At 44.6% G+C, this 24,775-nt stretch carries 24 protein-coding genes and 1 other RNA gene; 12 read left to right on the top strand and 13 right to left on the bottom strand.

What is annotated here, in order from left to right; translation table 11 throughout:
- Position 1: 1 nt before the first annotated feature.
- Together R7Z47_RS10740 and R7Z47_RS10735 are read right to left on the bottom strand one after the other, a co-directional pair.
- Positions 2-463, bottom strand: a complete 462-nt coding sequence (locus R7Z47_RS10740) for a protein YgfX (protein WP_226977255.1) — start codon at positions 461-463, stop codon at positions 2-4.
- Entirely contained in the window at positions 432-692 is a 261-nt protein-coding gene (locus tag R7Z47_RS10735; protein ID WP_005380951.1) for a succinate dehydrogenase assembly factor 2, read from the bottom strand. Before R7Z47_RS10735 ends, R7Z47_RS10740 begins: the two co-directional genes overlap by 32 nt.
- A gap of 189 nt (positions 693-881) precedes the next feature.
- On the opposite strand from R7Z47_RS10735, the gene ygfZ reads away from it, so the two are divergent.
- The 3 genes from ygfZ to R7Z47_RS10720 all read left to right on the top strand — a co-directional run bounded on the left by ygfZ (position 882) and on the right by R7Z47_RS10720 (position 3,162).
- Positions 882-1,850 carry a tRNA-modifying protein YgfZ gene (ygfZ, locus tag R7Z47_RS10730; RefSeq protein ID WP_104975591.1) on the top strand — a complete coding sequence of 323 codons (969 nt, stop codon included), beginning with the start codon at positions 882-884 and terminating at the stop codon, positions 1,848-1,850.
- Complete coding sequence (locus R7Z47_RS10725) at positions 1,843-2,316, top strand: aminoacyl-tRNA deacylase (protein ID WP_053306796.1); 474 nt, start codon at positions 1,843-1,845, stop codon at positions 2,314-2,316. Before ygfZ ends, R7Z47_RS10725 begins: the two co-directional genes overlap by 8 nt.
- A gap of 639 nt (positions 2,317-2,955) precedes the next feature.
- Positions 2,956-3,162, top strand: a complete 207-nt coding sequence (locus R7Z47_RS10720; protein WP_005380970.1) for a DUF1107 domain-containing protein — start codon at positions 2,956-2,958, stop codon at positions 3,160-3,162.
- A 65-nt stretch (positions 3,163-3,227) separates the two neighbouring features.
- Here R7Z47_RS10720 and R7Z47_RS10715 read toward each other — a convergent pair whose 3' ends face one another.
- The 3 genes from R7Z47_RS10715 to R7Z47_RS10705 are packed head-to-tail and all read right to left on the bottom strand — an operon-like array spanning position 3,228 to position 6,248.
- Positions 3,228-4,436 (bottom strand): FAD-dependent 2-octaprenylphenol hydroxylase, encoded by a 1,209-nt coding sequence (locus R7Z47_RS10715; protein ID WP_017633554.1) that lies wholly within the window; start codon positions 4,434-4,436, stop codon positions 3,228-3,230.
- A gap of 31 nt (positions 4,437-4,467) precedes the next feature.
- A complete protein-coding gene (gene ubiH, locus R7Z47_RS10710) occupies positions 4,468-5,646 on the bottom strand; it encodes a 2-octaprenyl-6-methoxyphenyl hydroxylase (RefSeq protein WP_005380974.1) in 1,179 nt (392 codons plus the stop codon).
- 23 nt (positions 5,647-5,669) lie between these two features.
- Positions 5,670-6,248 (bottom strand): YecA family protein, encoded by a 579-nt coding sequence (locus R7Z47_RS10705; protein WP_033907447.1) that lies wholly within the window; start codon positions 6,246-6,248, stop codon positions 5,670-5,672.
- Positions 6,249-6,497: 249 nt separating this feature from the next.
- Here R7Z47_RS10705 and R7Z47_RS10700 point away from each other — a divergent pair, with 249 nt between their 5' ends.
- From R7Z47_RS10700 to serA, 5 genes are all read left to right on the top strand, one after another.
- Positions 6,498-6,806: a cell division protein ZapA gene (locus R7Z47_RS10700; RefSeq protein ID WP_005384553.1), complete on the top strand. Its 309-nt coding sequence runs from the start codon at positions 6,498-6,500 to the stop codon at positions 6,804-6,806.
- 8 nt (positions 6,807-6,814) lie between these two features.
- Positions 6,815-6,999, top strand: a non-coding RNA gene (gene ssrS / locus R7Z47_RS10695) — 6S RNA.
- A 5-nt stretch (positions 7,000-7,004) separates the two neighbouring features.
- Entirely contained in the window at positions 7,005-7,604 is a 600-nt protein-coding gene (locus tag R7Z47_RS10690; protein WP_213916170.1) for a 5-formyltetrahydrofolate cyclo-ligase, read from the top strand.
- A 53-nt stretch (positions 7,605-7,657) separates the two neighbouring features.
- Positions 7,658-8,314, top strand: coding sequence for a ribose-5-phosphate isomerase RpiA (rpiA, locus tag R7Z47_RS10685; protein WP_005380982.1), 657 nt, complete (start codon positions 7,658-7,660; stop codon positions 8,312-8,314).
- Between the two features lie 274 nt (positions 8,315-8,588).
- On the top strand, positions 8,589-9,821 hold the full coding sequence (serA, locus tag R7Z47_RS10680) for a phosphoglycerate dehydrogenase (protein WP_017821632.1): 1,233 nt from the start codon (positions 8,589-8,591) through the stop codon (positions 9,819-9,821).
- A gap of 71 nt (positions 9,822-9,892) precedes the next feature.
- On the opposite strand, the gene R7Z47_RS10675 is transcribed toward serA, so the two are convergent.
- Both R7Z47_RS10675 and R7Z47_RS10670 read right to left on the bottom strand, forming a co-directional pair.
- Positions 9,893-10,585, bottom strand: a complete 693-nt coding sequence (locus R7Z47_RS10675; protein WP_005384550.1) for an oxidative stress defense protein — start codon at positions 10,583-10,585, stop codon at positions 9,893-9,895.
- Between the two features lie 207 nt (positions 10,586-10,792).
- The gene (locus R7Z47_RS10670) at positions 10,793-11,689 is read right to left on the bottom strand and encodes a LysR family transcriptional regulator ArgP (protein WP_005380990.1); all 897 of its coding nucleotides are present in this window, start codon (positions 11,687-11,689) and stop codon (positions 10,793-10,795) included.
- A gap of 147 nt (positions 11,690-11,836) precedes the next feature.
- Between R7Z47_RS10670 and R7Z47_RS10665 the strand changes: the two genes are divergently transcribed.
- Both R7Z47_RS10665 and R7Z47_RS10660 read left to right on the top strand, forming a co-directional pair.
- Positions 11,837-12,466, top strand: coding sequence for a LysE/ArgO family amino acid transporter (locus R7Z47_RS10665; protein ID WP_005380992.1), 630 nt, complete (start codon positions 11,837-11,839; stop codon positions 12,464-12,466).
- Between the two features lie 26 nt (positions 12,467-12,492).
- Positions 12,493-12,975: a YbaK/EbsC family protein gene (locus R7Z47_RS10660; protein ID WP_005380994.1), complete on the top strand. Its 483-nt coding sequence runs from the start codon at positions 12,493-12,495 to the stop codon at positions 12,973-12,975.
- Positions 12,976-13,022: 47 nt separating this feature from the next.
- On the opposite strand, the gene mscS is transcribed toward R7Z47_RS10660, so the two are convergent.
- From mscS to R7Z47_RS10635, 5 genes are all read right to left on the bottom strand, one after another.
- Positions 13,023-13,889 (bottom strand): small-conductance mechanosensitive channel MscS, encoded by an 867-nt coding sequence (mscS, locus tag R7Z47_RS10655; RefSeq protein ID WP_005380995.1) that lies wholly within the window; start codon positions 13,887-13,889, stop codon positions 13,023-13,025.
- Between the two features lie 424 nt (positions 13,890-14,313).
- A complete protein-coding gene (gene fbaA, locus R7Z47_RS10650; protein WP_005380996.1) occupies positions 14,314-15,390 on the bottom strand; it encodes a class II fructose-bisphosphate aldolase in 1,077 nt (358 codons plus the stop codon).
- A gap of 154 nt (positions 15,391-15,544) precedes the next feature.
- Positions 15,545-16,705, bottom strand: coding sequence for a phosphoglycerate kinase (locus tag R7Z47_RS10645; protein WP_005384547.1), 1,161 nt, complete (start codon positions 16,703-16,705; stop codon positions 15,545-15,547).
- Positions 16,706-16,856: 151 nt separating this feature from the next.
- Positions 16,857-17,894 carry an erythrose-4-phosphate dehydrogenase gene (gene epd, locus R7Z47_RS10640; protein WP_005384545.1) on the bottom strand — a complete coding sequence of 346 codons (1,038 nt, stop codon included), beginning with the start codon at positions 17,892-17,894 and terminating at the stop codon, positions 16,857-16,859.
- Between the two features lie 135 nt (positions 17,895-18,029).
- A complete protein-coding gene (locus tag R7Z47_RS10635; protein WP_005380999.1) occupies positions 18,030-19,988 on the bottom strand; it encodes a ligand-gated channel protein in 1,959 nt (652 codons plus the stop codon).
- Positions 19,989-20,128: 140 nt separating this feature from the next.
- Here R7Z47_RS10635 and R7Z47_RS10630 point away from each other — a divergent pair, with 140 nt between their 5' ends.
- On the top strand, positions 20,129-21,022 hold the full coding sequence (locus R7Z47_RS10630) for a LysR family transcriptional regulator (RefSeq protein ID WP_017633561.1): 894 nt from the start codon (positions 20,129-20,131) through the stop codon (positions 21,020-21,022).
- Between the two features lie 91 nt (positions 21,023-21,113).
- Here R7Z47_RS10630 and tkt read toward each other — a convergent pair whose 3' ends face one another.
- Entirely contained in the window at positions 21,114-23,108 is a 1,995-nt protein-coding gene (gene tkt / locus R7Z47_RS10625; RefSeq protein ID WP_318130061.1) for a transketolase, read from the bottom strand.
- A 315-nt stretch (positions 23,109-23,423) separates the two neighbouring features.
- Here tkt and metK point away from each other — a divergent pair, with 315 nt between their 5' ends.
- A complete protein-coding gene (gene metK / locus R7Z47_RS10620; RefSeq protein ID WP_005381027.1) occupies positions 23,424-24,578 on the top strand; it encodes a methionine adenosyltransferase in 1,155 nt (384 codons plus the stop codon).
- Positions 24,579-24,775: the final 197 nt, after the last annotated feature.

Raw genomic sequence — 24,775 nt, 5'->3', positions numbered from 1 at the left:
ATCAGCAGGGAGCATTAGCTCCCTGTTTCATTTCCCATTGGCGTAATACCAAAGATAGTTGACGATACTGCTCATCGTCACAGCTATCACGCCAAATCGTAACACTACGGCCAGATTGCAATTGGAATGTTATCTTGAATGGTGATGCCGATGTATCGACTCGCTGTAAATGACCCTTTTCGGACTCAATATCTTCCGAGCATTCGCCATACTCAAGGGCATCAAACCTAACCGAGCCATCGCAGTGCACATACCAATGCCCATGACTTGTAGGTTGAACAAGGCCTTGGCTTGAGAGAGCCTTAACAATCAGTAATAACAAATAAGTCGATAATACGAGCGGAACACTAGAGAAGATAACAGCCCAAGTCATCAATAAGAAAAGTACAACATTGAAGACTCGGGCAGTCAGAGAGGGAGAAGCAGTAAAATTAACGAACTTTGCTGAGGTTATGGGCGACAATTTTATCAACCATTGCTGCATGACCTAAATTTTCGCTACGGCCATGCCCCATTACCCAAGTAAACAGATCAGGATCATCGCATTCAAGTAAAGAAACAAAGTCACGCTGCTCTTGTTCACTCAGAGTATCAAAGCACTCTTCAAAAAACGGCATAATTACTACGTCAAGCTCAAGCATGCCTCGACGACAAGCCCATTTAATACGCGCTTTTTCTTCCGGAGTGTACATTCACTATTCCTTCATAGATGTCTTGTTGTTAGTGCGGAGTGTAACAAGGGATGTGCTACGTCACTAGTGTGCGGGTCACAATACGATAGTGAAAGCAGACAAATGTTGATTCGTAAATCGCTCCCCTAGTATCTCAAGGTTATTTGGGTATAACATAGCGGAAAAATATCTTCAAAAGGCATTGTAATTATGGAATGGCAAACTCGTTTTTCAGCATTACCTCTCTCAACTCAAGACGCACTTCCAGAGTTATCTATCTCACTGCTGGATAACTTCGGCATGATCACCATGATCGGTGATGATAAAAAATCATACTTACAAGGTCAGGTTACCTGCGATGTTGTTTCTTTAGAACAAGACCAATCAACACTGGGCGCACATTGTGATGCAAAAGGCAAAGTGTGGAGCGTGTTCCGCCTTTTTCATCATCATGATGGCTACGGCATGATCCAACCAAAATCGGCGATTGACGTAGAACTTAGTGAAATAAAGAAATACGCTATTTTCTCTAAAGTAACGATTGAAGCTTCTGATGACGTTATCTTAGGCGTTGCTGGCGTCAAAGCCGACGAATTCATTTCAACAATGAGCAAGACAACTGGCAGCGTTCGCCCAGTTAACGGTGGCACAGCAGTGCAAGTTGCCCAAGATCGCTGGTTACTGATATTAAGTGCGCCAGAAGCACAACAAATCGTTGAAACTACCGACGCTGTCTTTACGACAAATGAGCTTTGGAATCGTTTCGATATTGAGGCAGGTTTACCATTTGTCTCTGCATCCGCGCAGAATGCTCACATTCCACAAGCACTCAACGTGCAAGCTTTAGGAGGCATAAGCTTCACAAAGGGTTGCTACACGGGACAAGAAACGGTGGCACGAGCGAAGTATCGCGGTACCAATAAACGTGCGATGTATATCGTAAAAGGTGCAACTTCTGCTCCATTCAGTGACGAACCAATTGAGCTCGAACGCAGCGTAGGTGAAAACTGGCGTTCAGTAGGTGCTTTGTTAAATCACTACCAGTTCAGTGACAATCACGCGATTGGCCTGATCGTACTGCCTAATAATCTCGATGAAGACACTCGTCTTCGTTTGGTTGCGCAACCAGAATGTGAATGGACAATCGAATCACTGCCTTACAGTCTTGATGATGAGTAATACAATCAATACTCCTTTGATGCAATTTCTCACAGACCAACACATTCCGTTTCGTCTGTTACCGCATCAAAGACCAGCAACCACCATTGAGGATGCCGCGCACCAACGCGGCATTCGCCCTTCTCAAATGGTGAAAGCAATCTTGCTACGAGACATGGGTAATCAATATGCACTAGCCTGTGCACCAGGTGATCGTAGCGTTGATCCCAAAAAAGTGCGCTCGTTACTGAAATGTCGCCGGATGACTTGTGTTGATCAAGCCGATGTTGAGTCCATCACTGGTTACAAAGTTGGTACTGTCACTCCTCTGTTACTCAAACGTCATATGCCAATCGTGTTCGACCCCAGCTTACTAGAAGAACAGGAAGTCACGATCAGCAGTGGCGATCGAATGGCTGGGCTGGCGCTTTCTATTCAAGATCTTATCCAATTGTGCCAGCCGACCGTAGCTGAGATCTGTCGTTAATCGTCTAAAAACAATGTAATGACACGTAGTGTTTCTATCACTGCGTGATCTCGCTCATATCTACAAAAATAGACATGAGAATTTTTAATCACATATAAAACATAAATAGTCACAAAGATAAAACTCGTATATGCTGAATTTGTTGGTTAAGTTTCAAACAAGCACTTAACCGATATAAAGTGAGTCAGCTAGCTGAGTGACAGCATTCATGCAGTTAGTTATCCACTTTTGTGTAATGCATCTGTGACTATTCGCCCGCTGAAGCGGGCTTTTTTTTACGTGGAACTTTTTCTCTTTCATTTCCTCTAATCGTTAGAACGTAAAGTGTGTTGCGCGAGGCACGACCTTAATAGAAACAACTAGCAAACAACCGTTTTCGTTCTATTCTTAATTCTGTAACAAAACTATTGCTTAATGCGTCACGTAAAAAGGAGTGTATTGGCGTAAGGGTTCCTTTAGAGAGGTTATTTTTGGGGTAATCCTCACGCTATTTAAGAGATGACACTGTCAAATTGTCTAAGACAACACAATTCTCTGACGCAACACCCTACATCTGTATTTAATACTATTGCTGTCACAATAATTTTCGCGTCCAGAACGTAGAATACCTAGGCTAGGTTAGATAAAAGGAAAGTAAATATGAGACTGTTTAAGCGCTATACACCAAGTATGATTGCTAAACATATAAGTCGTCTTTTTAAAGGAAGAATTTATATTTACGGGGTCGGTAGATTCGAGTTTGATAACGGTAAGTTAATACTGCCGGAGAAAGCAGAGCAACGCCATTTCCGAGCGGTCAAAGAGATCAATCAAGAAATAATGAAACTCCGATGCGCATATGCTTAGCAAAATGTTGATAAAACAAAGGCTGGATTAACCAGCCTTTTGTGTATTTGAAGTTCGCTTTGCACTTACTGACGCGCCAGATCCGGCAAGTGTCCCTTTAAACCAAGCGCGCGCTTCATGATCTCATCTTTCGCTCCCGGCAGTTGCCCCGCTAAACTTAAGCCAATGCCACGAACGAGCTTCTTAGCTGGGTTCTCGCCAGAGAACAAATCTCGAAACCCTTGCATAGTAGCGATCATCTTTGCCGCTTCCGCTTTTCGCCAACGCTCGTAGCTTCTTAGGTTGCGTTTACTACCGATATCTTGTCCCTGCTTCCAAAGTGCTAACACCTCTTGAGCAAGACTGGCCGCATCTAATAAACCCAAATTCACACCCTGCCCCGCTAATGGGTGAATGGTATGGGCCGCATCACCAACCAGCGCGACTCGCTCGACGACAAAATCTCGCGCATAGCGCATTTTCAAAGGAAACGCAGCACGCTCTCCCACTACTTCACATAGACCAAGTCGAGCATCAAACTCACTCGTCAACGCTTTATTGAAATCATGTTCACTCATCGCCACTAACTGCTCTGCTCGATTTGGCTCCGTGGACCAAACAATAGAGCACATATTTGGTTGCGACATTGGCAAAAATGCCAACGGTCCGTGAGGAGTAAATATCTGGCGCGCAATGCTGTTGTGTGGCATAGCAGTTTTGACATTCGCGACCAAAGCATGATGACCATAGTCCCAATGCGTTAATGGAATATCCATTTGATGGCGAAGCCACGAATTCGCCCCATCGGCTCCGACCACTAATTTAGCGGTCATGGCTTGGCCATTATCGAGCGTCAGCCAGCTTTCTTGCTCACCGACCGCGAGAGTCGCGCAACGTGCAGGCATAAACATAGTGACGTTATCGAGCTTTTGGACTTGTTCAAGCAGCGCAAGTTGAATCACACGATTCTCAACAATGTGCCCTAAATCAGGTTGTGCCATACTTTGTGCATTAAATTCAATACTGGCAAAGCTATCTTGTTCCCATACTTCCATGCCATGGTAAGGTGAAGCTCGGCGCTGTTCTATGCCCTGCCAAGCACCAAGTTTACGCAAAATCGTCTCACTAGAGCGGCTCAGCGCAGACACACGAACATCGGGCAATTCTTTCAACGAATCATCTGGCACTTTACCTTCAATAACGGCGACACGCAGATCACTGTCTTTGAACGCGGCAGCAAGTGCCAACCCAACCATCCCTCCGCCGATGATGGCGATATCTACACTTTGCATCATTGCTTTTTATTACCTAATTCAGTGCGGCCGTTCATCGTTTTACCAAGCCAAGAGTATGGCGTAGTAGCGGCTGCTTAAAAATAGAAAGGTTATCCATCGCTGCTAAGGCAGTATTTCGGCCAATTCGCATCGCGGGTAAATCATTTGAAAAAACATGCACCAAGGCACTGGTTAGCCAAATAGTTTCGCTTCGATCTGCTTCTCTACGTTGACTAAAGCGCATCAGGCCTTGATAAAGACCCACATCCTCACTTTGCTGCACAATTTCTTCTGCTAGTGAGACTACATCGCGAATACCGAGATTAAAGCCTTGTCCAGCTATCGGGTGCAGCGTTTGCGCCGCATTTCCAACAATCGCAAAGCGATGTGAAATATTTTGCTTTCGATGGCGAAGAAGCAATGGGTAACTTGCACGGCGACCCACTTTTTTCATCGCGCCTAAACGCCAACCAAAATCGTTCTGTAAACGCTGGAGAAATGCTTGATCAGATAACTCAAGAACGGCTTGGGCTTCTTCAGGGTGCAAACACCAAACTAAGGACATTCGATTGTCACTCATTGGCAATAAAGCAACAGGGCCATTTTCAGTAAAACGTTCAAAGGCTCTACCTTGATGAGGTTCTTGAGTCACAATATTGGCAATGACAGCCACTTGTTCAAAATCTTGCTCAGAAAGTTCTAGACCAATTTTCTGACAACAGGTCGAAACAGCACCATCTGCAGCTACCAACAGTTTTGCTTCAAGTTGCTCACCACTTTTCAACGTCACATGGGTACAGTTTTGCTCGCGCTCGATATCGGTAACGGAGTCAGGACAAAACAGCGTAATTGATTCGCTGCTGTCTAATAATTCTTGATATACACGCCCAACATCGGCTAACTCTACAACATACCCTAGAGCTTCAACCCCAACCTCTTGCTTGGTAATCTCCGTCATCCCAGCATGAGAACGGTCAGAAACGTGGATATGTTCAATGGGGGTGACAAACGGTTCTACTGACGTCCAGAGCTGTAGTTGACGCAACAGATTGACAGTACCGTAAGACAATGCGATTGAGCGAGAGTCAAAACCAGGGTGCATATCTGATTGTGCTTTAAAAGGCTCAACGACTGCAATGCGGAGCTTTCCCTGAGACAAATGGTCAATCGCCAATGCTAACGTTGCACCAGCCATGGCACCACCAGCAATGACTACATCATATTGCTTCATACTAACCTCTGGACAGTCTACGATTAGTGAATAGTAGGTTTTTTGTCGCTGCTTTCAGGACGAACACCAAATTCAGCATGAATTGTTAGTACGCAAGCTTTGATGTGCTCAATCACTTGCTCTAGCAATTGCGCTTGTTCACCAAGATCGTCATCTTCATCGATGCCTAATTTGGCAATCTCTTCTAAGTCAGCCAGTGCTTCTTTAGCGTCATCAGATGCTTTATTAAGAGCAACGCCTGCTAGACCTAACCCAGAAATAAAGTGGTTTACAAAGTCGGACACACTGTCGGCTAATGCGAATAAGCCTTCTTCGCCCGGCTCATCTGGCAATAATAAAGACAGCTCCATCGACGTGCCAGTTAGTTCATTGACAGTAACAGTGAATACGCTTTGAGCAAAAGCTAGCGCGGTAGAAGGCCAACCCATACCATCATTGGTGTAGTCAAACAGAATAGGCTGCCAAGTTTGATCATTAATCGCCAATCCACCACTTAACATGCCGACAAATAAGCCATGTAACTCCGCCGGTGTTACTGCTAGGCTTGCAGATTGCAGTTCAGCAGCAATAGATTGGTATTCAGGAAGGGTGATTTCACTCATAACTTGGCTCATTCTTGCGTAATAATGTATTGGTATATCCTACCATCAAGGTTAGTGGTCTGAAACGGCTATCAAATTCAATTTTGGACAGCATTTGTTCAATTTGCCCAATTCCTGTGTGATCTCGTCATCATTTCTCTTTCTGTGATGGGAAATGCTTGAATCTTAATAGCGGTTTTCCTATAGTTTGCTCCTCGGTAGTTGTATGAAGCAACACCTTAGATAGCGCGAATATAGAGTTTATTCATCATGAGCAATCAAGCGATCGACGTTGAAATATTAGGCAAACTTACACGAGTGAATTGTCCGACAGGACAAGAAGAGTCTCTTGTTGCAGCGGCAAAAGATCTGGATCGCCGATTGAAAGAAATGAGCGAACGTACTAAGGTAACCAATGAAATCCAACTGCTGACCTTTGCTGCATTGAATATTTGCTATGAGTTGCACACCAAGTCATACGAATCCAATGGTCAACAGCAAGAAATTACTGAGCGAATGGAAAAGCTCACCGCGTCTTTAGAGAACGCACTAAGCAAAGTTACGCAAGGACAGCAGTAAATACAAAATTTACCCTGGGGTGTGCGTCAGCAGGATTTAAGTCCCTGAGCCGATAAGCAATACCTAAGGGTTAGTATTTGGTAACTATTGAGCAAGCTCGGCATGCACCGAGAAGCCTACGGTTGTCATTGCTGATCCGCCTTGAACCAGCTGGTTCAAGGGCCACAATCCTCAACGGCACCCTGGGGTATTCTCTCTATGTCAGACCTCTCTCGACAAGACTTCCGCAAACTGATTCGTGAAAAGCGCAACGCTCTGTGCTGTGATACACAATACCAAGCGGGAATCGACCTTATTACTCAATTTTCCCAACTTCCTGAAATCGATCAGGCGCAACATATTGCCATCTACCTTTCTGCAGACGGTGAGCTTGATACTAAACCGCTCATTGAATGGTTATGGCAACAGGGAAAATCGGTTTATCTGCCCGTCATCCATCCCTTTTCTAAAGGTCAGTTACTGTTTCTTCAGTATATAAGTGATGAACAGCTCGTCTACAACAAGTACGGCATCTTAGAGCCCAAGCTCGATATCAGACACCTCAAACCCGTTCGCCAGCTTGATTTAATCTGCACGCCTTTAGTTGGGTTCGACAGTATCGGACACCGCTTAGGCATGGGCGGGGGGTACTACGATCGTACTCTGTCACGTTGGTTTATAACTGGAGAGGGAGCTAAACCTGTCGGTATCGCTCATGACTGCCAACATGTAGAACGCTTACCAATTGAAAGCTGGGACATTCCATTACCTAAGATCGTGACCCCAAGCCAAATATGGCAATGGGAAAGTGACAAGTAAGCCGCTATAATCACGCCCGCAAACGTTAACGAACATCTATTCAGGAGATTGGCATGACTCAAGATGAAATGAAAAAAGCGGCTGGTTGGGCAGCACTAAAATATGTTGAGAAAGGCAGCATTGTCGGTGTTGGTACTGGCTCTACCGTGAATCACTTCATCGATGCACTAGGCACTATCAAAGATGATATTAAAGGTGCAGTGTCTAGCTCTGTCGCTTCAACTGAGCGCCTTAAAGAGCTTGGTATTGAAGTATACGAGTGTAACGATGTAATGAAGCTGGATGTGTATGTTGATGGCGCAGATGAGATCAACCCAGCACGTGAAATGATCAAAGGCGGCGGCGCGGCTCTGACTCGTGAGAAAATTGTCGCAGCAATCTCTGATAAGTTCGTATGTATCGTTGACGGCACTAAAGCAGTTGACGTACTTGGCCAGTTCCCATTGCCTGTTGAAGTAATCCCAATGGCACGCTCTTACGTGGCTCGTGAATTGGTAAAACTAGGTGGTGACCCAGCTTACCGTGAAGGCGTTGTGACTGACAACGGCAACGTGATTCTGGATGTGCACAATATGCAAATTACCAACCCGAAAGAAATGGAAGACAAAATAAACGGCATCGCTGGTGTCGTGACTGTGGGTCTTTTCGCTCATCGTGGTGCAGACGTAGTGATCACTGGCACACCAGAAGGTGCAAAAATTGAAGAATAAATAACAGCCCAAAATGAACCTATCTGGTTCACTTTTCTGTTATTTCATTACATACGGTGCTGCAAGGCACCGTTTTTTATTCCTTTCTATAAGAAAATTATCTCTTATTCCGTAATTTTCTTACCCAAAGCAATTTTTTTTTGTTACTTTATTGAACAGAAGACGCACAGGGAAACGTTTGTCTTCCTACAAAACTGTTAATTATCCCCTTTTTAATAGTTTTGCCCAATGTGCGCCACATTAGCCCACCTTTCCATTTTAAGGACGAGAAAAAATGGCCAAAGTTTCACTGGAAAAAGAAAAGATTAAGATCCTCTTGTTAGAGGGACTCCACCCTTCTTCAGTTGAAGTTCTTCAAGCAGCTGGTTATACCAACATTGAATACCATAAAGGTTCCCTTCCGGAAGAAGAACTAATTGAAGCGGTAAAAGACGTGCACTTCATTGGTATCCGCTCCCGTACGAACCTATCCGAAGAGGTAATCAATGCGGCGAACAAGCTGGTTGCAATTGGCTGTTTTTGTATTGGTACTAACCAAGTAAACCTAGATGCAGCAGCAAAACGCGGTATTCCTGTCTTTAATGCACCATTCTCTAACACTCGAAGCGTGGCAGAGCTTGTACTTGGGCAAATCCTTTTACTAGTGCGTGGTATTCCTGAAAAGAATGCACTTGCACATCGCGGTATTTGGAAGAAAAGTGCAGACAACTCTTACGAAGCTCGTGGTAAGTGCCTTGGCATTATCGGATACGGTCACATTGGTACGCAGCTTGGTATTATTGCCGAAAACTTAGGTATGCGCGTTTACTACTACGATATTGAGAACAAACTGTCCCTTGGTAATGCGACGCAAGTACATACCATGAGTGAACTATTGAACAAATGTGATGTGATTTCTTTGCACGTTCCCGAAACACCGGAAACGAAAAACATGATGGGTGAAGCTGAATTTGCTCGAATGAAACCAGGTTCCATCTTTATCAACGCGGCACGTGGCACCGTTGTGGATATTCCTGCACTTTGCCATAGCTTAGAAGCTGGTCACCTTGCCGGCGCTGCAATTGATGTATTCCCAACTGAACCAAAAACAAATGCTGACCCGTTCGAGTCTCCTTTACAAAAATTCGATAACGTCATTCTCACTCCACACGTTGGTGGTTCAACGCAAGAAGCACAAGAGAATATCGGCTTAGAAGTGGCGGGCAAACTGGCTAAGTACTCTGATAACGGCTCGACACTTTCAAGCGTAAACTTCCCTGAAGTGTCATTGCCAGAACACAGTGGAGAGTGCTCTCGTCTGCTTCATATCCACAAGAACCGTCCTGGTATTCTAACTCAGATCAACACCATCTTTGCTGAAGAAGGCATTAACATTGCCGCGCAGTACCTACAAACAGCCGCTGAAATAGGCTACGTAGTGATCGACGTTGAAACTGAACGAGCAGAAGAAGCTCTAACAAAGCTCAAAAACATTGAAGGCACAATCCGTGCTCGTATCCTTCACTAAACAGTGAAACAGAAACGACAAAGGCAGGGGTTATGACTCCCTGCCTTTTGCTTTTTACTGTTTGCTAAGCCTTACTTTAGCTTATAAATGACATCGACTTGATCGCGAATGATCATAGTTGAATCTTGGTAGCTATTCGCTCCTTCTTTACTATCCATCGCCATTGAACGCATTAACACAGGCTGAACGTGCATCTGTCTGTAATTGATCTGCCATACATCGCCCAACTTTTTCTCAAAACCAGTCGCTAATGACCCTGCTTTTTCTCTTGCGTCCTTAATCGCCGCCATTCGTGCCTTTTGCTGATACTCGGCTTGGTTGCTTACCTTAAGTTGAATATTATCAACCTGATTAATTCCCGCTTCTAACGCCATATCTAGGTATTGGTTAAGGTTTTTCAGATCCGTCACCGTGACATCAATACTGCGAGATGCTCGATACCCAACAAGTTCTGCTTTTCCTGATTTAGGGTAGTGGTACTGAGGAGCAAGGTATAAATTCGAGCTAGTAATATTGTCTTTTGACAAGCCGGCATCCGACAAGCTTTTTAGAAACTCTTCAACGGTTTTATCTACGGACAATTTCGCTTGTTCAGCCGTCATTGTCGTATCGACTACTTTTACAGAAAACGTAGCCATATCAGGTGTGGCCGTCACTTCGCCATACCCCGTTGTCGTAACATGAGCAAACTCTGGCGTATTCGCCAAAACTGAAGCACTGGTAAGGCTGAGTGCTGAAGCCAGCAAAAATGAATACAATTTCATTCAATAAATCCATCCATACAAAATTAAGTACTTAATCTCAGATTCCAACATCACTATCATGGCTGAGAAAGCGTGTGGTTTCATAATAGAAACTTCCGCCGATTATCCAAGCACCCATAGTGACTTCTAACACAACTTTGACTATGTAACATTGGCGTAATTTTTAAACAAAACACACTAAGTTAACGATATGCAGCTCTGACAAACTTATTGAGGTAGATGCTGCTGCGCATACCCCACTATCGCATGTGAGATTTCTTGTAGTACCCCAGTTTCTAACTGCCAGTGGTGCCAATAAATCCGATGGGACATTAAAAAACCTGGAGTCACATCAACCAACACACCTCTGTCTAATTCGTCGGTAATTTGCAAGCGGGGGATCAAGCAATAAGCTACACCAGCTAACGCCACTTTTAGAAACGCTTCAGAACTACTGATGTTGTGATGAATAACGCTGTCAGGATTGACGTTAAAGTGCTCGGTAAGAAATGTTTTATGTAGATCATCATATTGGTCATATGAAACGGCCGGTGCTTTTGCCAATGTCTGATTATTTACGCCTTTAGAAAAATAACGCTGATAGAACTCTGGGCTCGCGACACAAACATAATCGATGCGACCTAAATAGTCTGCTCTGCATCCGGGGATTGGCTGGGACTCCAAGCTGATCGCTCCTGTCACTTCGCCACTTTTGAGTTTTTCAATAGAGCGGTATTCACCATAGATAGTCAGTTTTAGTTCAACTTGACGCTGCTTCATAACATTTTGCAGCGCTGGCAGTAGCCATGTTGCAAGGCTATCTGCATTAGTCGCTAAAGAGAGTTGCACAGGTCGCGTACTGGTATCATTTTTTAGTTCGGGGAGAATTTCATGCTCTAGCAAGCGTACTCGCCGATAAAGACCCAACAATTTTTTACCAATTGGCGTTGGCTTAGGTGGCTGGCTTCGAATTAAAACAGGCTGCGCGAGAAACTTCTCTAACTGCTTGATACGTTGAGAAATGGCGGATTGAGAAACAAATAAATGCTCGGCAGCACGCTCAAAGCTACCCTGATAAACTATAGCGTCTAATGCCTCAATCCATTTGTAATCTAACCCTCGCATACCTTTCCTCTCACTCCTGATCAAACGCCTCCCGTTAAATTAGTCTATCTAATGTAAGATTAAAATCATTAATTATACTTATTTAGATAAACGCTTTATCTTTCCCCTCTCTGTAAATGTATTTGTTATTTTGAAGTGAGGTGAAGTGTGAGCTTGTGGGTTCTATTGCAAGGTTTTGGTTTAGGAGCATCAATGATCATTCCGATCGGCGCGCAAAATGCGTATGTTTTGAATCAAGGCATAAAGCGTAATCACCACCTAACAACCGCCACTATTTGTAGCGTGCTAGATATGATTTTCATCTCTCTAGGTATCTTTGGTGGTGGTGCAATTCTGTCTCAAAATGAAATCTTACTGACGTCGGTGACACTTGGTGGTATTGCTTTCTTGAGCTTCTATGGACTGCTCTCGCTAAAAAGTGCTTTTAAGCCAGAGAGTGAATCGGAATCAAAAGGGGAGATTGTAGCTCGAGGTCGTCGAACGGTTATTCTAGGTGCGCTAGCTGTCACTGTGCTTAATCCGCACTTATATTTAGATACAGTCGTTATTCTAGGTTCGATCGGTGGACAATTTGAAGGCCATGATCGCATTGCTTTTGCACTAGGTACGATTCTGGCTTCCTTTGTTTGGTTCTACACTTTATCGATAGGAGCAGCCAAACTAGGTCCAACACTCTCTAAACCAAAAGTGAAAAAAACCATCGACATTGCAATCGCAATGATGATGTTCACAATAGCGTATATCTTAGCGAGTGAGCTTATTGATAAGTATTGGTAATCACCAGGTAGTAAGGCAGCAAAGACATGGAGTCACTAAAACGTATTTATAACAACAATAGAGAGCGATTCAACGCGCTCTCTATTCCTTTTCGGGAATGGCAGCACGAAGCCATCTTAGACTTTGAGACAGATATACGCATTGCGAGAGAGCTTGGTTGGACGGGTACGCATACCAAAAGCCTCTTTTTAACACTCAAAGGACAAGGTTACGCGGTTTATCTGACAGATAAGGACTCGCGCCTCGATGCCAAGCAGATTAAAGCGATTACAGGTAAACGTCCCTCTATTTGTAATGACGATGAAATGGTCGAAGTGTTAGGTTGCGTACCCGGCGCGGTTTGCCCAATAGGCTTACCGGAATACATCACTATCATTGTTGATACCAATCTCTATCAACATCAAGAGTTGCTCTATACGCCTGGCTTACCTGAGTTCACATTTGGATTTGCAGGTAAACATCTAAAACGCCTCTTACTTGCTGGTCATCACACCCTTTACGAAATATAAAAAAGCGAGGCCTATTGGCCTCGCTTTTGAATATCGACTGCTTTTGATTAAGCGTCGACTTTGTTCAGGTGAACATCCATTTGTGGGAATGGAATCTCGATACCATTTTCATCCAATGCTTCTTTAATACCTTGCATTGCATCAAAGTATACGCCCCAGTAATCTGCAGTTTTCACCCATGGACGAACCACAAAGTTAACTGAAGAGTCTGCTAACGTAAGTACACCAATTGTGATATCTGGGTCTTTCAAGATACGTGGATCTTTCTCTAGCGTCTCACGAATCACTTTCTTCGTTAGTTTAAGGTCTGCTTTGTATGAAACACCAATCACTAGGTCGACACGTCGTGTCGCATGGCGAGAGTAGTTAGTAATGGCACCGCCGATAACTGAAGAGTTAGGCACAACAACCATTTTGTTGTCTGGTGTTTTTAGAACGGTTTGGAAGATTTGAATTGCTTCAACACTACCCGCCACACCACCGATTTCTACGTAGTCGCCTGATTTGAATGGACGGAACGCAACAATAAGTACGCCTGCTGCAAAGTTTGATAGTGAACCTTGTAGTGCAAGACCAACAGCAAGACCTGCCGCACCAATCACAGCAACAACAGAAGCGGTTTGAACTCCTAATCGACCAAGAGCCGCGATTAGCACGATTACAAATAGCAAGTAACGAACAAGACCGTGAATAAATTCAACGACGGCCTTATCCATGTTTTTCTTTTCTAGTACTTTAGAAACACTACCAGCGACTGCCTTAACGATAAGATTACCGATAAACAGAATAAGCAGCGCAGAGATAATGTTCACACCGTACTGAACCAGTAGATCTGAATTGTTTGTCAGCCAAGTTTCAGCCTGAGTTAGACCATCCGTTAAAGTGGTATCGATACCCACCGATTCACCTGCCATAATTCTTATCCTCAAAAATAAAGAGATATAAATCCAATTGCCGTTAATTTATGAACCTTGTTTTTTAAAGGCTCTTTTCTAAAACAACATCCCTATTGCTCCACTGAACAGTGTCAGATTTTTGGCACAATATCCCAACTCTGACTTTTTTCAAAGTCAGAGTTTCGCAAAGATATGCAAAACAAGACTTTATCAGAGCTTTCTGACACTGACTTGTTACAGGTTACGCAATGCACTCTGATTTCGCCACTCTTAAGACTGATATTCCCATGTTTTCTTTAAAAAAACGTTAAAGGTGAGATATCTCACTAGCAAATACAATCTAACGCATAAAAATATCGGGAGAAAGCAGCAGGGAAGAAAGTGATAGGCATAAAAAAACCCGCTCAAAGAGCGGGTTTTTAAGTAACTTAATCAGTAACGATTATAGTACGTCAACTGCGTTAAGGTCAGCAAATGCTTGCTCTAGACGAGTAACCATTGAAGCTTGGCCTGCACGTAGCCATACGCGTGGATCGTAGTACTTCTTGTTTGGTGCATCTTCACCAGTTGGGTTACCGATCTGACCTTGTAGGTAATCGTGGTTTTCAGCTTCGAACTTACGGATACCATCCCAAGTAGCCCACTGTGTATCAGTATCGATGTTCATTTTGATTACACCGTAGCCGATAGATTCACGGATTTCTTCTAGAGAAGAACCTGAACCGCCGTGGAATACGAAGTTTAGAGAGTTCGCTGGAAGACCGAATTTCTCAGAAACGTGCGCTTGAGAATCACGTAGGATAGTTGGAGTTAGTACAACGTTACCTGGCTTGTATACGCCGTGTACGTTACCGAAAGATGCTGCGATAGTGAAACGGTGGCTGATTGCGCTTAGTTTCTCGTATGCGTATGCAACGTCTTCTGGAGAAGTGTATAGCTCAGACGCATCCATATCAGAGTTGTCAACGCCGTCTTCTTCACCACCAGTACAACCTAGTTCGATTTCTAGAGTCATGTTCATTTTAGCCATGCGCTCTAGGTACTTAGCAGAAATTTCGATGTTCTCTTCTAGAGACTCTTCAGAAAGGTCGATCATGTGAGAAGAGAATAGTGGCTTACCAGTTTGCGCGAAGTACTCTTCACCAGCGTCTAGTAGACCGTCGATCCAAGGAAGTAGTTTCTTAGCTGCGTGGTCAGTGTGTAGGATTACTGGAACACCGTAAGCTTCAGCTACAGCGTGAACGTATTTCGCACCAGCAACAGCACCTAGGATTTGAGCTTCTTGACCTTCAAGTTTTAGACCTTTACCAGCAAAGAAAGCAGCGCCACCGTTAGAGAACTGAACGATAACTGGAGCTTTAACTTTTGCAGCTGCTTCAAGTACTGCGTTTACAGAGTCAGTACCCACACAGTTTACTGCTGGAAGTGCAAAGCTGTTTTCTTTTGCAACTTCAAATACTTTCTGAACGTCATCGCCAGAGATAACACCTGGTTTTACGAAGTCGAAGATCTTAGACATGGATGTAATCCTATTTATCTGTCGTTTTTAAACAAAACTTGTTAAGTTGAAAATCTTGCAAACGTTTGCTCACAACTGAGGCTATTCTAGCAGAGTTCCTCACACGTTGCAGCAAACAAGAAAGCGGGAGAATCACTCCCCCGCTTTGCTTTAATTACTTAGCTCGTGCTTCTAGCATTTCTACTGCTGGAAGAACTTTACCTTCTACGAACTCAAGGAAAGCGCCGCCGCCAGTAGAGATGTAAGATACATCCGCTTTGATACCGAACTTGTCGATAGCCGCTAGCGTGTCACCACCACCTGCAACAGAGAAGCCTTCAGAAGCTGCGATAGCTTCAGAGATACCTTTAGTACCAGCTTCGAAGTTCTTGAATTCGAATACGCCTACTGGACCATTCCATAGGATAGTCTTAGCGTTTTTAAGGATTTCAGCTAGTTCAGCAGTTGAATCTGGACCAAGGTCGAAGATCATGTCGTCGTCTTGTACTTCAGAAACGTGCTTGATTTCAGCTTCTGCGTTCTCGTCAAATGCTTTCGCACATGCAACGTCAGTTGCTACTGGAATTGCACACTCGTCCATTAGCTTCTTAGCTGTTTCAACTAGGTCTGCTTCGTATAGAGACTTACCAACGTTGTGGCCAGCAGCTGCGATGAATGTGTTAGCAATACCACCACCAACAACGAGTTGGTCAGCGATTTTAGATAGAGACTCAAGAACAGTTAGCTTAGTAGAAACTTTTGAACCACCTACGATAGCAACCATTGGACGAGCTGGCTTGTCCATTGCTTTGCCTAGCGCTTCTAGTTCGTTTGCTAGTAGAGGACCAGCACATGCTACGTCTGCGTGCATGCCAACACCGTGAGTAGATGCTTGAGCACGGTGAGCCGTACCGAATGCGTCCATTACGAATACGTCACATAGTGCTGCGTATTTCTTAGATAGCTCTTCGTCGTTTTTCTTTTCGCCTTTGTTGAAGCGAACGTTTTCAAGAACAACAAGTTCACCCGCATTTAGCTCTAGGCCATCTAGGTAGTCTTTTGCTAGCTTCACTTCGCAATCTAGTGCGTCGTTTAGGTAATTAACAACTGGTTGTAGAGAGAACTCTTCAGCGTATTCACCTTCAGTTGGGCGACCTAGGTGAGACGTAACCATTACTTTAGCGCCTGCTTCTAGGCAGTGCTTAATAGTTGGAAGAGATGCGATGATACGTGCATCCGAAGTTACTTTACCGTCTTTTACTGGCACGTTTAGGTCAGCACGGATAAATACACGTTTACCTGCAAGATCCAGGTCAGTCATCTTGATTACAGACATGATGTGTCCTCTCAAATATTTAATAATTAAAGTTTTTGAAAACTCGGCAACCCTGCCAAGCCTGTTAATTCTTCAAACTGGTTATAGATATGGAGATATTATGGATTTATTTCAAGGCTAGAAATAAAAATTCTCCATCACTTCTTCGTCATTACTGTTCCACTTGCGAAGAAGCTTGCATTGCTAAGGCAGTATCCAGCATCCGGTTAGCAAAGCCCCATTCGTTGTCGCACCAAACGAGCATTTTTACGAGTTGCCCGTTACTCACTCTAGTCTGGCTTCCATCCACAATCGCACTATGGGGGTCGTGGTTAAAATCGATGGAAACGAGTGGCGATTCAGTATAGTCAACAATGTTACGTAATGTACACTGAGATGCGTTAACAATGGTTTGATTTACGTCATTAACTTTCACATTTGTACTAATTGTGACACTTAAATCCATTGCAGTGACGTTAACCGTTGGAACACGAACAGAAATTGCTTCGAATTTGTTGGAAAATTTCGGGAAGATTCTTTCAATCCCCTTATGCAACTTAGTGTCCACCGGAATAATAGATTGGCTTGCAGCACGGGTACGGCGTAAGTCGTTATGATACGCATCGATTACTTGTTGATCGTTCATGGACGAATGAATTGTGGTAATGGTGCCAGACTCTATGCCGAAGGCTTCGTCTAATACTTTAATGATGGGAACGATACAGTTGGTGGTGCAAGAGCCATTGGAGACAACACGGTGCTCGTCTTTCAGAGTTTCGTGGTTCACGCCATAGATAATCGTATTATCTAGGTCGTTTGCGCCCGGGTGCGAAAACAGTACTTTCTTCGCGCCTGCTTCTATATGCGCTTGCCCATCCGCTTGCGAACCAAATACGCCAGTGCAATCCAAGACGATATCAACTTCTAAATCACGCCAAGGAAGTAATTCGATTTCGGAGAGATGGAGAATGCGAATGGAATCATATTCACCGCTGTCATGATGAACATGCAAATGTTCTTGGTCATGGGAAATTTTTTTACCAAAGCGACCATGACTGGTGTCATATTGCAGTAGGTGTGCCATCGCCTCTGGCTGTGCTAGTTCGTTTACCGCCACAACCTTGATCTGCTGGTGTTTTCCGCTTTCATACACCGCTCGCAGAACATTACGACCTATACGTCCAAATCCATTGATCGCAACCTTTAGCATTTATCCTTCGCCCTACCAAAAATTTCGTGTCACAGATACTACCTGATCAGGCTGACAAACGCACCTGTTGAATCAAAGTAAAGCAGGATTAAAAAAGGTCGAGACTATGCTCGACCTTATTACAACGATAGATAATTAAAATGCGACGTCTAAACCTAACCAGTAGCGACGACCATCTTCAATATATCCGTATTCTTCGTAACTGATTTCCTCGTCCAGCAAGTTATAGATAGCGCCTTTAATACGAGTATTGTCGGTTAACTGGTATGTCACACCGGCGTCCACAAAGGTATAAGCTGGTTCTACAATACTGTTTCTTGATGGGCCAGTAACCGGATCCATTTCTTTACCTCGGTACGTGACTTTCGCCCAGCTCTCTAGATCTGTTGTCGTTTGCCAAGTCACATCCACATTAAACAGATGCTTTGGTAACTGCTGCAGCGGCATGCCTTTATATTCACCTGTTTTTTGCTCTGAGTCGGTAAATGTGTAGCTCGAGCTAAGGTAAATGGTTTCCGTTAACGGCGATGCTAAGGTCGCTTCAATACCTTGTGTGACGGCTTCATCCACGTTAATACGGTACGTTGGATCTGCGCCCCATTGGTTTGGACCATCAGTACAGATAGTGTCTGGACAAACAACACGTGTGATCTTATCTTTGAATTCGTTATGGAACGCTGTCAAAGAGACATCTAAGCCAGAATCACCTTGATACAAGACGCTGATTTCTTTGTTTAGCGACGTTTCAGGGTCAAGATCTGGGTTACCGTAGATATTACCGCCACCACTGACTTGCGCCCAGCCAGGAGTAATTTCACGTAATTGTGGAGAACGGAAACCTGTTGCCACACCGCCTTTCACCGTCCAAGACGGATCAACTCGCCATACACCGTAAACACGCGGACTAAAGTGCGCGCCATAGTTTTCGTCATGATCTAGACGACCACCAAGCGTAACGCTAAACGGATCAGCGATTCTCCATTCATCTTCAATGAAAACAGCCCACTGCGTATTCGATGTTTCAGTCTTCGATGACGCTTTGTTGGAGGTGAAATCCTCAAGCTCTGCATGAGTGGCGTCCACACCCGTCGTCAACGTATGGTTTCCGATACCAGTCACCAAGCTCGATTTGAACGTGGTGTTGGTGATCGTCATCTCACGAGATTTGTTCTCGCTCTCTTCTCGCTGTAAGTAAGTATCTGAAATGCCAATCGAATCCCAATCACCGTTGTGGCTTACCGTTACGTAATTACGACGATATTCATTCAGTGAGTCTTCACACCCACCACGACACCCAGTGGTCGGCACTGAAAGGCCCACATTACCACGACGACTTTGTGCCGACGTGCCACCTTCTAATTGTACCGAGTGGCGCTCATTAATCTGGTAAGTCAGTTTTGAAGAGATACTCTGCATATCTTTATCTTCATAACCGTATTCGATGTCATCTTCTTCTCTGGTTGTGTACTGACCATATACTTGGAGAGATAAATTTTCAGCCAACGGACCATTAACGAAAAAGTTCGCGCTCTGCTCTCCCCCTGAGCGGCTATTCTCTTGTAGTACCGTGCCCAGTTGAACATTACCTGTCCACTCTAGCGCATCTTTTCGTGTGATGACGTTAATCACACCACCAATCGCATCAGAACCGTAAAGCGTCGACATTGGGCCACGAATAACTTCGATTCGCTCAATCGCTTGAAGAGGAGGTAACCAACCTTGTTCGATACCAGGACCGTCACTATTTGGACGAGTTTCACGCGTGCTTTGACGTTTACCGTCGACCAGTATCAAAGTGTATTTAGAACCCATACCACGGATACTAATGTCGGTGGTATCACCACCACCTGTCACGACAACACCTGGCACACTTTTTAGTGCATCAGTCACATCGCGGTAATAACGGGAGTCCAACTCCTCACGTGAAATAACACTAATACTTGCAGGCGCGTCCGCTTGAGATTGCTCGTAGCTTGATGCAGTTACAACCACTGTTTCCATTTTAGAAACTGCATCATTGGCAAAAACATGAGGGACACTGACGAAGGCTAAAATACCAGTTGCGGTAATAACTGGCAGTCTAAGAGTAGACATCTACATCTCCATAATTGATAATGATTATTATTTTCGAAAGTGAATTATTCACAAATAGAATGAGATGCATAGTGAGAGTTATGGAACGGTTCTTTCCATTTATGGAACTCGTACATAACGCAGTAAGGAGTAAAAGAAATATGCACGACTTAGCATCAATTAGAGCCTTTGATGCGCTCAATCAGCATAAAAGTTTGACAGCCGCTGCTAAAGCCCTTAATCAGCCAAAATCAACGCTAAGTCGTCGCTTGGCACAATTAGAAGAAGACTTCGGTCAGGCTCTAACCGCCAGACAAGGTAATCGATTAGTTCTGACAAGAGCTGGAGAGATCTTTGCCCACTACAGCCGCCAGATTCTTGAGTTAAGTGAAGAGAGTTATGATGCACTTCAAGGTTTAACGAACCAAGTTTCAGGGCCACTGCATATTGTTTGTCACACTGCCTTAGTTAGAAGCTGGCTCGGCGGCGTACTCAATCGTTTTCTTGCTGATAATCCTGACGTTAGGGTTCAACTTACCAGTGACTTTTCTGAAGCGCACCATGACCCAGATTTGTTCATCTGGCTCGGTGAACGTAAAGAGCTAGACTGGCGAAAAGAAGTGCTGGGGGTATTTCGCTATACGCCTTTTGCCTCTCCAAATTATCTAAAACAACATGGGCCTATACCGCACCCCAAAGAACTTGAAGCACATCCATGGATCGATTTTGGTTCAGTGCAAGAAAATGGATTGATGCTAGCACACCCTCAACACGGTGAGTTCTTTTTAGAACCCTTTGTTAGTCGGTTATACAGCGACAACATAGCAATGCAAATAGACAGTATCGCGAATGGTCATGGTATTGGACTGCTGCCGACTTGGACAGCATGCGGCTATGAGAAACATCACCCAGGGCGAATCACACCTTGCTTAGAAGGTTGGCTTTCTGAGCCTATTTCCATTAACTGCTATACACCAGCAGGACGACCACCACTGCGCTTATCCGTACTTTTAGACTGCATTCACCAAAGCATTCCACAAGGTTGGAAAACCTGACAAAAATAAAAAGGCCATCATAATGATGGCCTTTCTAACTTTAGCATCTAACAGTTGTCGTTTACGTTCGACTGTTTAGATGGTCCTGCAATTACGCTAGCAATTCTTTAGCTGTGTTCACTACGTTTTCAGTCGTGAAGCCAAACATCTCGAATAGCTGACCAGCAGGTGCAGATTCACCGAATGTTGTCATACCGATGATGCGACCGTCGAAGCCTACGTACTTGTACCAGAAATCCGCAATGCCCGCTTCAATAGCGATACGTGCCGTTACGTCTGATGGCAGTACAGATTCACGGTAAGCAGCGTCTTGTTTGTCGAATGCGTCTGTTGATGGCATTGAAACAACGCGTACTTTCTTGCCTTCTGAAGTTAGTTGCTCAGCGGCTTTCACTGCAAGCTCAACCTCAGAACCTGTTGCGATAAGGATTAGCTCAGGCTTACCTTCGCTATCTTTCAGGATGTAAGCACCTTTCGCGATGTCTGCGACTTGTTCAGCAGTACGCTCTTGTTGCGCTAGGTTTTGACGAGAGAAGATAAGTGCAGTTGGTGCATCTTTACGTTCAATCGCTAGTTTCCATGCAACTGCAGACTCAACTTGGTCACATGGGCGCCATGTGCTCATGTTTGGAGTTACACGTAGAGACGCCATTTGCTCAACAGGTTGGTGAGTTGGGCCATCTTCGCCAAGACCGATCGAATCATGCGTGTAAACTTGGATGTTCTGAATTTTCATCAGCGCAGCCATACGCATTGCGTTACGAGCATATTCCATGAACATTAGGAATGTTGCGCCGTAAGGAACGAAACCACCGTGCAATGCGATACCGTTGATGATAGCGGTCATACCGAATTCACGCACACCGTAGTGGATGTAGTTGCCAGAGAAGTCCTCCATTTCTAGAGACTTAGAACCAGACCACATGGTCAGGTTAGAAGGCGCTAGGTCAGCAGAACCACCCATAAACTCAGGAAGCATTTGACCAAACGCTTCTAGTGCATTTTGCGACGCTTTACGTGATGCAATGTTCGCTGGGTTTGCTTGAAGATCAGCAATGATTTGGTTCGCTTTTTCTTCCCACTGTGCAGGAAGTTCGCCGTTTAGACGACGTTTAAGCTCTGCCGCTTCATCAGGGCAAGCTGCAGCGTATGCTTCGAATTTTTCATTCCAAGCTGCTTCTTTCGCGGCGCCCGCTTCTTTTGCATCCCACTCAGCGTAAACATCTGCCGGGATCTCAAATGGGCCGTACTCCCAACCTAGGTATTCGCGAGCCGCTTGGATTTCATCGTGACCTAGTGGTGCACCGTGACAGTCGTGCGAACCAGACTTGTTAGGAGAACCGAAACCGATAATTGTTTTGGTACAGATAAGCGTAGGACGTGGGTCCGCTTTTGCTGCTTCAATTGCTGCGTTGATCGCGTCTGAGTCGTGACCATCGACTGCTGGGATTACATGCCAGCCGTACGCTTCAAAACGCTTAGGTGTATCGTCAGAGAACCAGCCTTCAACATGACCGTCGATAGAAATGCCGTTGTCATCCCAGAACGCGATCAGTTTGCCTAGACCTAACGTCCCAGCAAGAGAGCATGCTTCATGCGAGATGCCTTCCATTAGACAGCCGTCACCCATGAACACATACGTAAAGTGGTCAACGATATCGTGACCTTCTTTGTTGAACTGTGCCGCTAGTGCTTTCTCTGCGATCGCCATACCAACAGCGTTAGTGATGCCTTGACCTAGAGGACCCGTTGTTGTCTCGATACCAGGCGCGTAGCCGTACTCTGGGTGACCTGGGGTTTTTGAGTGCAATTGACGGAAGTTTTTCAGATCGTCAATAGATAGCTCGTAACCGCTTAAGTGCAGTAGAGAGTAAATAAGCATTGACCCATGACCGTTTGACAGCACAAAGCGATCGCGGTCGGCCCACTCTGGGTTTGAAGGGTTATGGTTTAGGTGAGAGCGCCAAAGAACTTCAGCGATATCAGCCATACCCATTGGTGCGCCTGGGTGGCCTGAGTTAGCTTGTTGAACACCATCCATGCTTAGAGCACGAATTGCATTGGCAAGATGTTTACGAGACGACATGTCTGCTCCTGAGTACATTAAGCGAAACGAAAAGTAGGTCATAATTCTCTCAAAGCCCTGTTGGGTGTGCAAACGTTTTCCAGTCCAAAACCTCACAAATATTGCACCTTTCGCGCCAAATCGTTCGAAGTTCTTAAAATTATCAATAAATCAGGCAAACGTTTGGTTATAACAAAAACCAAAAAAGAGCTTGTAATTCGAGCAATCAAATTTAGAATAGACGTCTAGATGTAGATACACCTACAAAAATTAGTATTAATTTGCGCTGGAGAGTTTATCATTCCCCAGTTTTAAACCAGATATAGTGGAGCTAACATGGCTAAGCACCTGTTTACTTCTGAGTCAGTATCAGAAGGTCATCCAGATAAAATTGCAGACCAGATTTCTGATGCGGTTCTTGACGCGATTCTAGAGCAAGATCCAAAGGCTCGTGTTGCATGTGAGACTTACGTTAAAACCGGTATGGTAATGGTGGGTGGTGAAATCACGACTTCAGCATGGGTAGACATCGAAGAGTTAACTCGTGAAACCGTTCGTGAAATCGGCTACGTACATTCAGATATGGGCTTTGACGCAGATTCTTGTGCGGTACTAAACACAATCGGTAAACAGTCGCCAGATATCAACCAAGGTGTTGATAAAGCTGACCCTAAAGAACAAGGTGCAGGCGACCAAGGCATCATGTTTGGTTACGCTTGTAACGAAACTGAAGTACTAATGCCAGCGCCAATTACTTACTCTCACCGTCTTGTTCAAAAGCAAGCAGAAGTTCGTAAAAACGGCACACTACCTTGGTTGCGTCCTGATGCAAAATCTCAGGTAACATTCCAATACGATCAAGGTAACATCGTTGGTATCGACGCGGTTGTTCTTTCAACTCAACACTGTGACTCAATCTCAACTTCAGACCTGCGTGAAGCGGTAATGGAAGAGATCATTAAGCCAGTGCTACCTTCTGAGTGGATCAACAAAGAAACAAACTTCTTCATTAACCCAACCGGTCGCTTCGTAATCGGTGGTCCTATGGGTGACTGTGGCCTAACTGGTCGTAAGATCATCGTAGATACCTACGGCGGCGCAGCTCGTCACGGTGGCGGTGCGTTTTCTGGTAAAGATCCATCAAAAGTTGACCGTAGTGCAGCATACGCAGCACGCTACGTAGCGAAAAACATCGTAGCGGCAGGCATGGCTGACCGTTGTGAGATCCAACTTTCTTACGCAATCGGTGTTGCTGATCCAACGTCTATCATGGTGGAAACGTTCGGTACTGAGAAAGTATCTCACGACATCATCATTGAAGCGGTTCGTCAATTCTTCGACCTACGTCCATACGGTCTACAAGAAATGCTTAACCTTCTTCAACCTATCTACAAGAAGACAGCGGCTTACGGTCACTTCGGTCGTGAAGAATTCCCGTGGGAAGCGACAGACAAAGCTGCACTTCTACGCGATTTCGCTGGCATCAAATAATCAAGCTAAGCAAGAATCAATCAAGCCCTCGCTTATGGTGGGGGCTTTTTATTTTCAGCAACTTTTATCTAGTCATTTCGGCTCATACCGCCCTGCCCCACAAAGCAGTCCTGTTTCTCCCTCATTTTTATACCGAATAAATTTTAAGCAATTATTTGTAAATTATCCCATCTCCGCCAATAGTTAAAATATTGTTA

The sequence above is a fragment of the Vibrio sp. 1641 genome, assembly GCF_033339995.1.
Classification (GTDB): Bacteria; Pseudomonadota; Gammaproteobacteria; order Enterobacterales; family Vibrionaceae; genus Vibrio; species Vibrio alginolyticus.
This window is presented reverse-complemented; position numbering and strand designations above follow the sequence as displayed.

What these genes read in the sequence shown, in the direction of transcription:
- R7Z47_RS10630 (WP_017633561.1), top strand. Translation starts at nt 20,129, where the DNA reads ATGCACGACTTAGCATCAATTAGAGCCTTTGATGCGCTCAATCAGCAT.
- R7Z47_RS10645 (WP_005384547.1), bottom strand. Translation starts at nt 16,705, where the DNA reads ATGTCTGTAATCAAGATGACTGACCTGGATCTTGCAGGTAAACGTGTA.
- R7Z47_RS10715 (WP_017633554.1), bottom strand. Translation starts at nt 4,436, where the DNA reads ATGATGCAAAGTGTAGATATCGCCATCATCGGCGGAGGGATGGTTGGG.
- ygfZ (WP_104975591.1), top strand. Translation starts at nt 882, where the DNA reads ATGGAATGGCAAACTCGTTTTTCAGCATTACCTCTCTCAACTCAAGAC.
- tkt (WP_318130061.1), bottom strand. Translation starts at nt 23,108, where the DNA reads ATGTCGTCTCGTAAACATCTTGCCAATGCAATTCGTGCTCTAAGCATG.
- ubiH (WP_005380974.1), bottom strand. Translation starts at nt 5,646, where the DNA reads ATGAAGCAATATGATGTAGTCATTGCTGGTGGTGCCATGGCTGGTGCA.
- R7Z47_RS10705 (WP_033907447.1), bottom strand. Translation starts at nt 6,248, where the DNA reads ATGAGTGAAATCACCCTTCCTGAATACCAATCTATTGCTGCTGAACTG.
- serA (WP_017821632.1), top strand. Translation starts at nt 8,589, where the DNA reads ATGGCCAAAGTTTCACTGGAAAAAGAAAAGATTAAGATCCTCTTGTTA.
- R7Z47_RS10735 (WP_005380951.1), bottom strand. Translation starts at nt 692, where the DNA reads ATGTACACTCCGGAAGAAAAAGCGCGTATTAAATGGGCTTGTCGTCGA.
- R7Z47_RS10700 (WP_005384553.1), top strand. Translation starts at nt 6,498, where the DNA reads ATGAGCAATCAAGCGATCGACGTTGAAATATTAGGCAAACTTACACGA.
- fbaA (WP_005380996.1), bottom strand. Translation starts at nt 15,390, where the DNA reads ATGTCTAAGATCTTCGACTTCGTAAAACCAGGTGTTATCTCTGGCGAT.
- R7Z47_RS10635 (WP_005380999.1), bottom strand. Translation starts at nt 19,988, where the DNA reads ATGTCTACTCTTAGACTGCCAGTTATTACCGCAACTGGTATTTTAGCC.
- R7Z47_RS10670 (WP_005380990.1), bottom strand. Translation starts at nt 11,689, where the DNA reads ATGCGAGGGTTAGATTACAAATGGATTGAGGCATTAGACGCTATAGTT.
- epd (WP_005384545.1), bottom strand. Translation starts at nt 17,894, where the DNA reads ATGCTAAAGGTTGCGATCAATGGATTTGGACGTATAGGTCGTAATGTT.
- metK (WP_005381027.1), top strand. Translation starts at nt 23,424, where the DNA reads ATGGCTAAGCACCTGTTTACTTCTGAGTCAGTATCAGAAGGTCATCCA.
- rpiA (WP_005380982.1), top strand. Translation starts at nt 7,658, where the DNA reads ATGACTCAAGATGAAATGAAAAAAGCGGCTGGTTGGGCAGCACTAAAA.
- R7Z47_RS10660 (WP_005380994.1), top strand. Translation starts at nt 12,493, where the DNA reads ATGGAGTCACTAAAACGTATTTATAACAACAATAGAGAGCGATTCAAC.
- mscS (WP_005380995.1), bottom strand. Translation starts at nt 13,889, where the DNA reads ATGGCAGGTGAATCGGTGGGTATCGATACCACTTTAACGGATGGTCTA.
- R7Z47_RS10690 (WP_213916170.1), top strand. Translation starts at nt 7,005, where the DNA reads ATGTCAGACCTCTCTCGACAAGACTTCCGCAAACTGATTCGTGAAAAG.
- R7Z47_RS10725 (WP_053306796.1), top strand. Translation starts at nt 1,843, where the DNA reads ATGAGTAATACAATCAATACTCCTTTGATGCAATTTCTCACAGACCAA.
- R7Z47_RS10675 (WP_005384550.1), bottom strand. Translation starts at nt 10,585, where the DNA reads ATGAAATTGTATTCATTTTTGCTGGCTTCAGCACTCAGCCTTACCAGT.
- R7Z47_RS10720 (WP_005380970.1), top strand. Translation starts at nt 2,956, where the DNA reads ATGAGACTGTTTAAGCGCTATACACCAAGTATGATTGCTAAACATATA.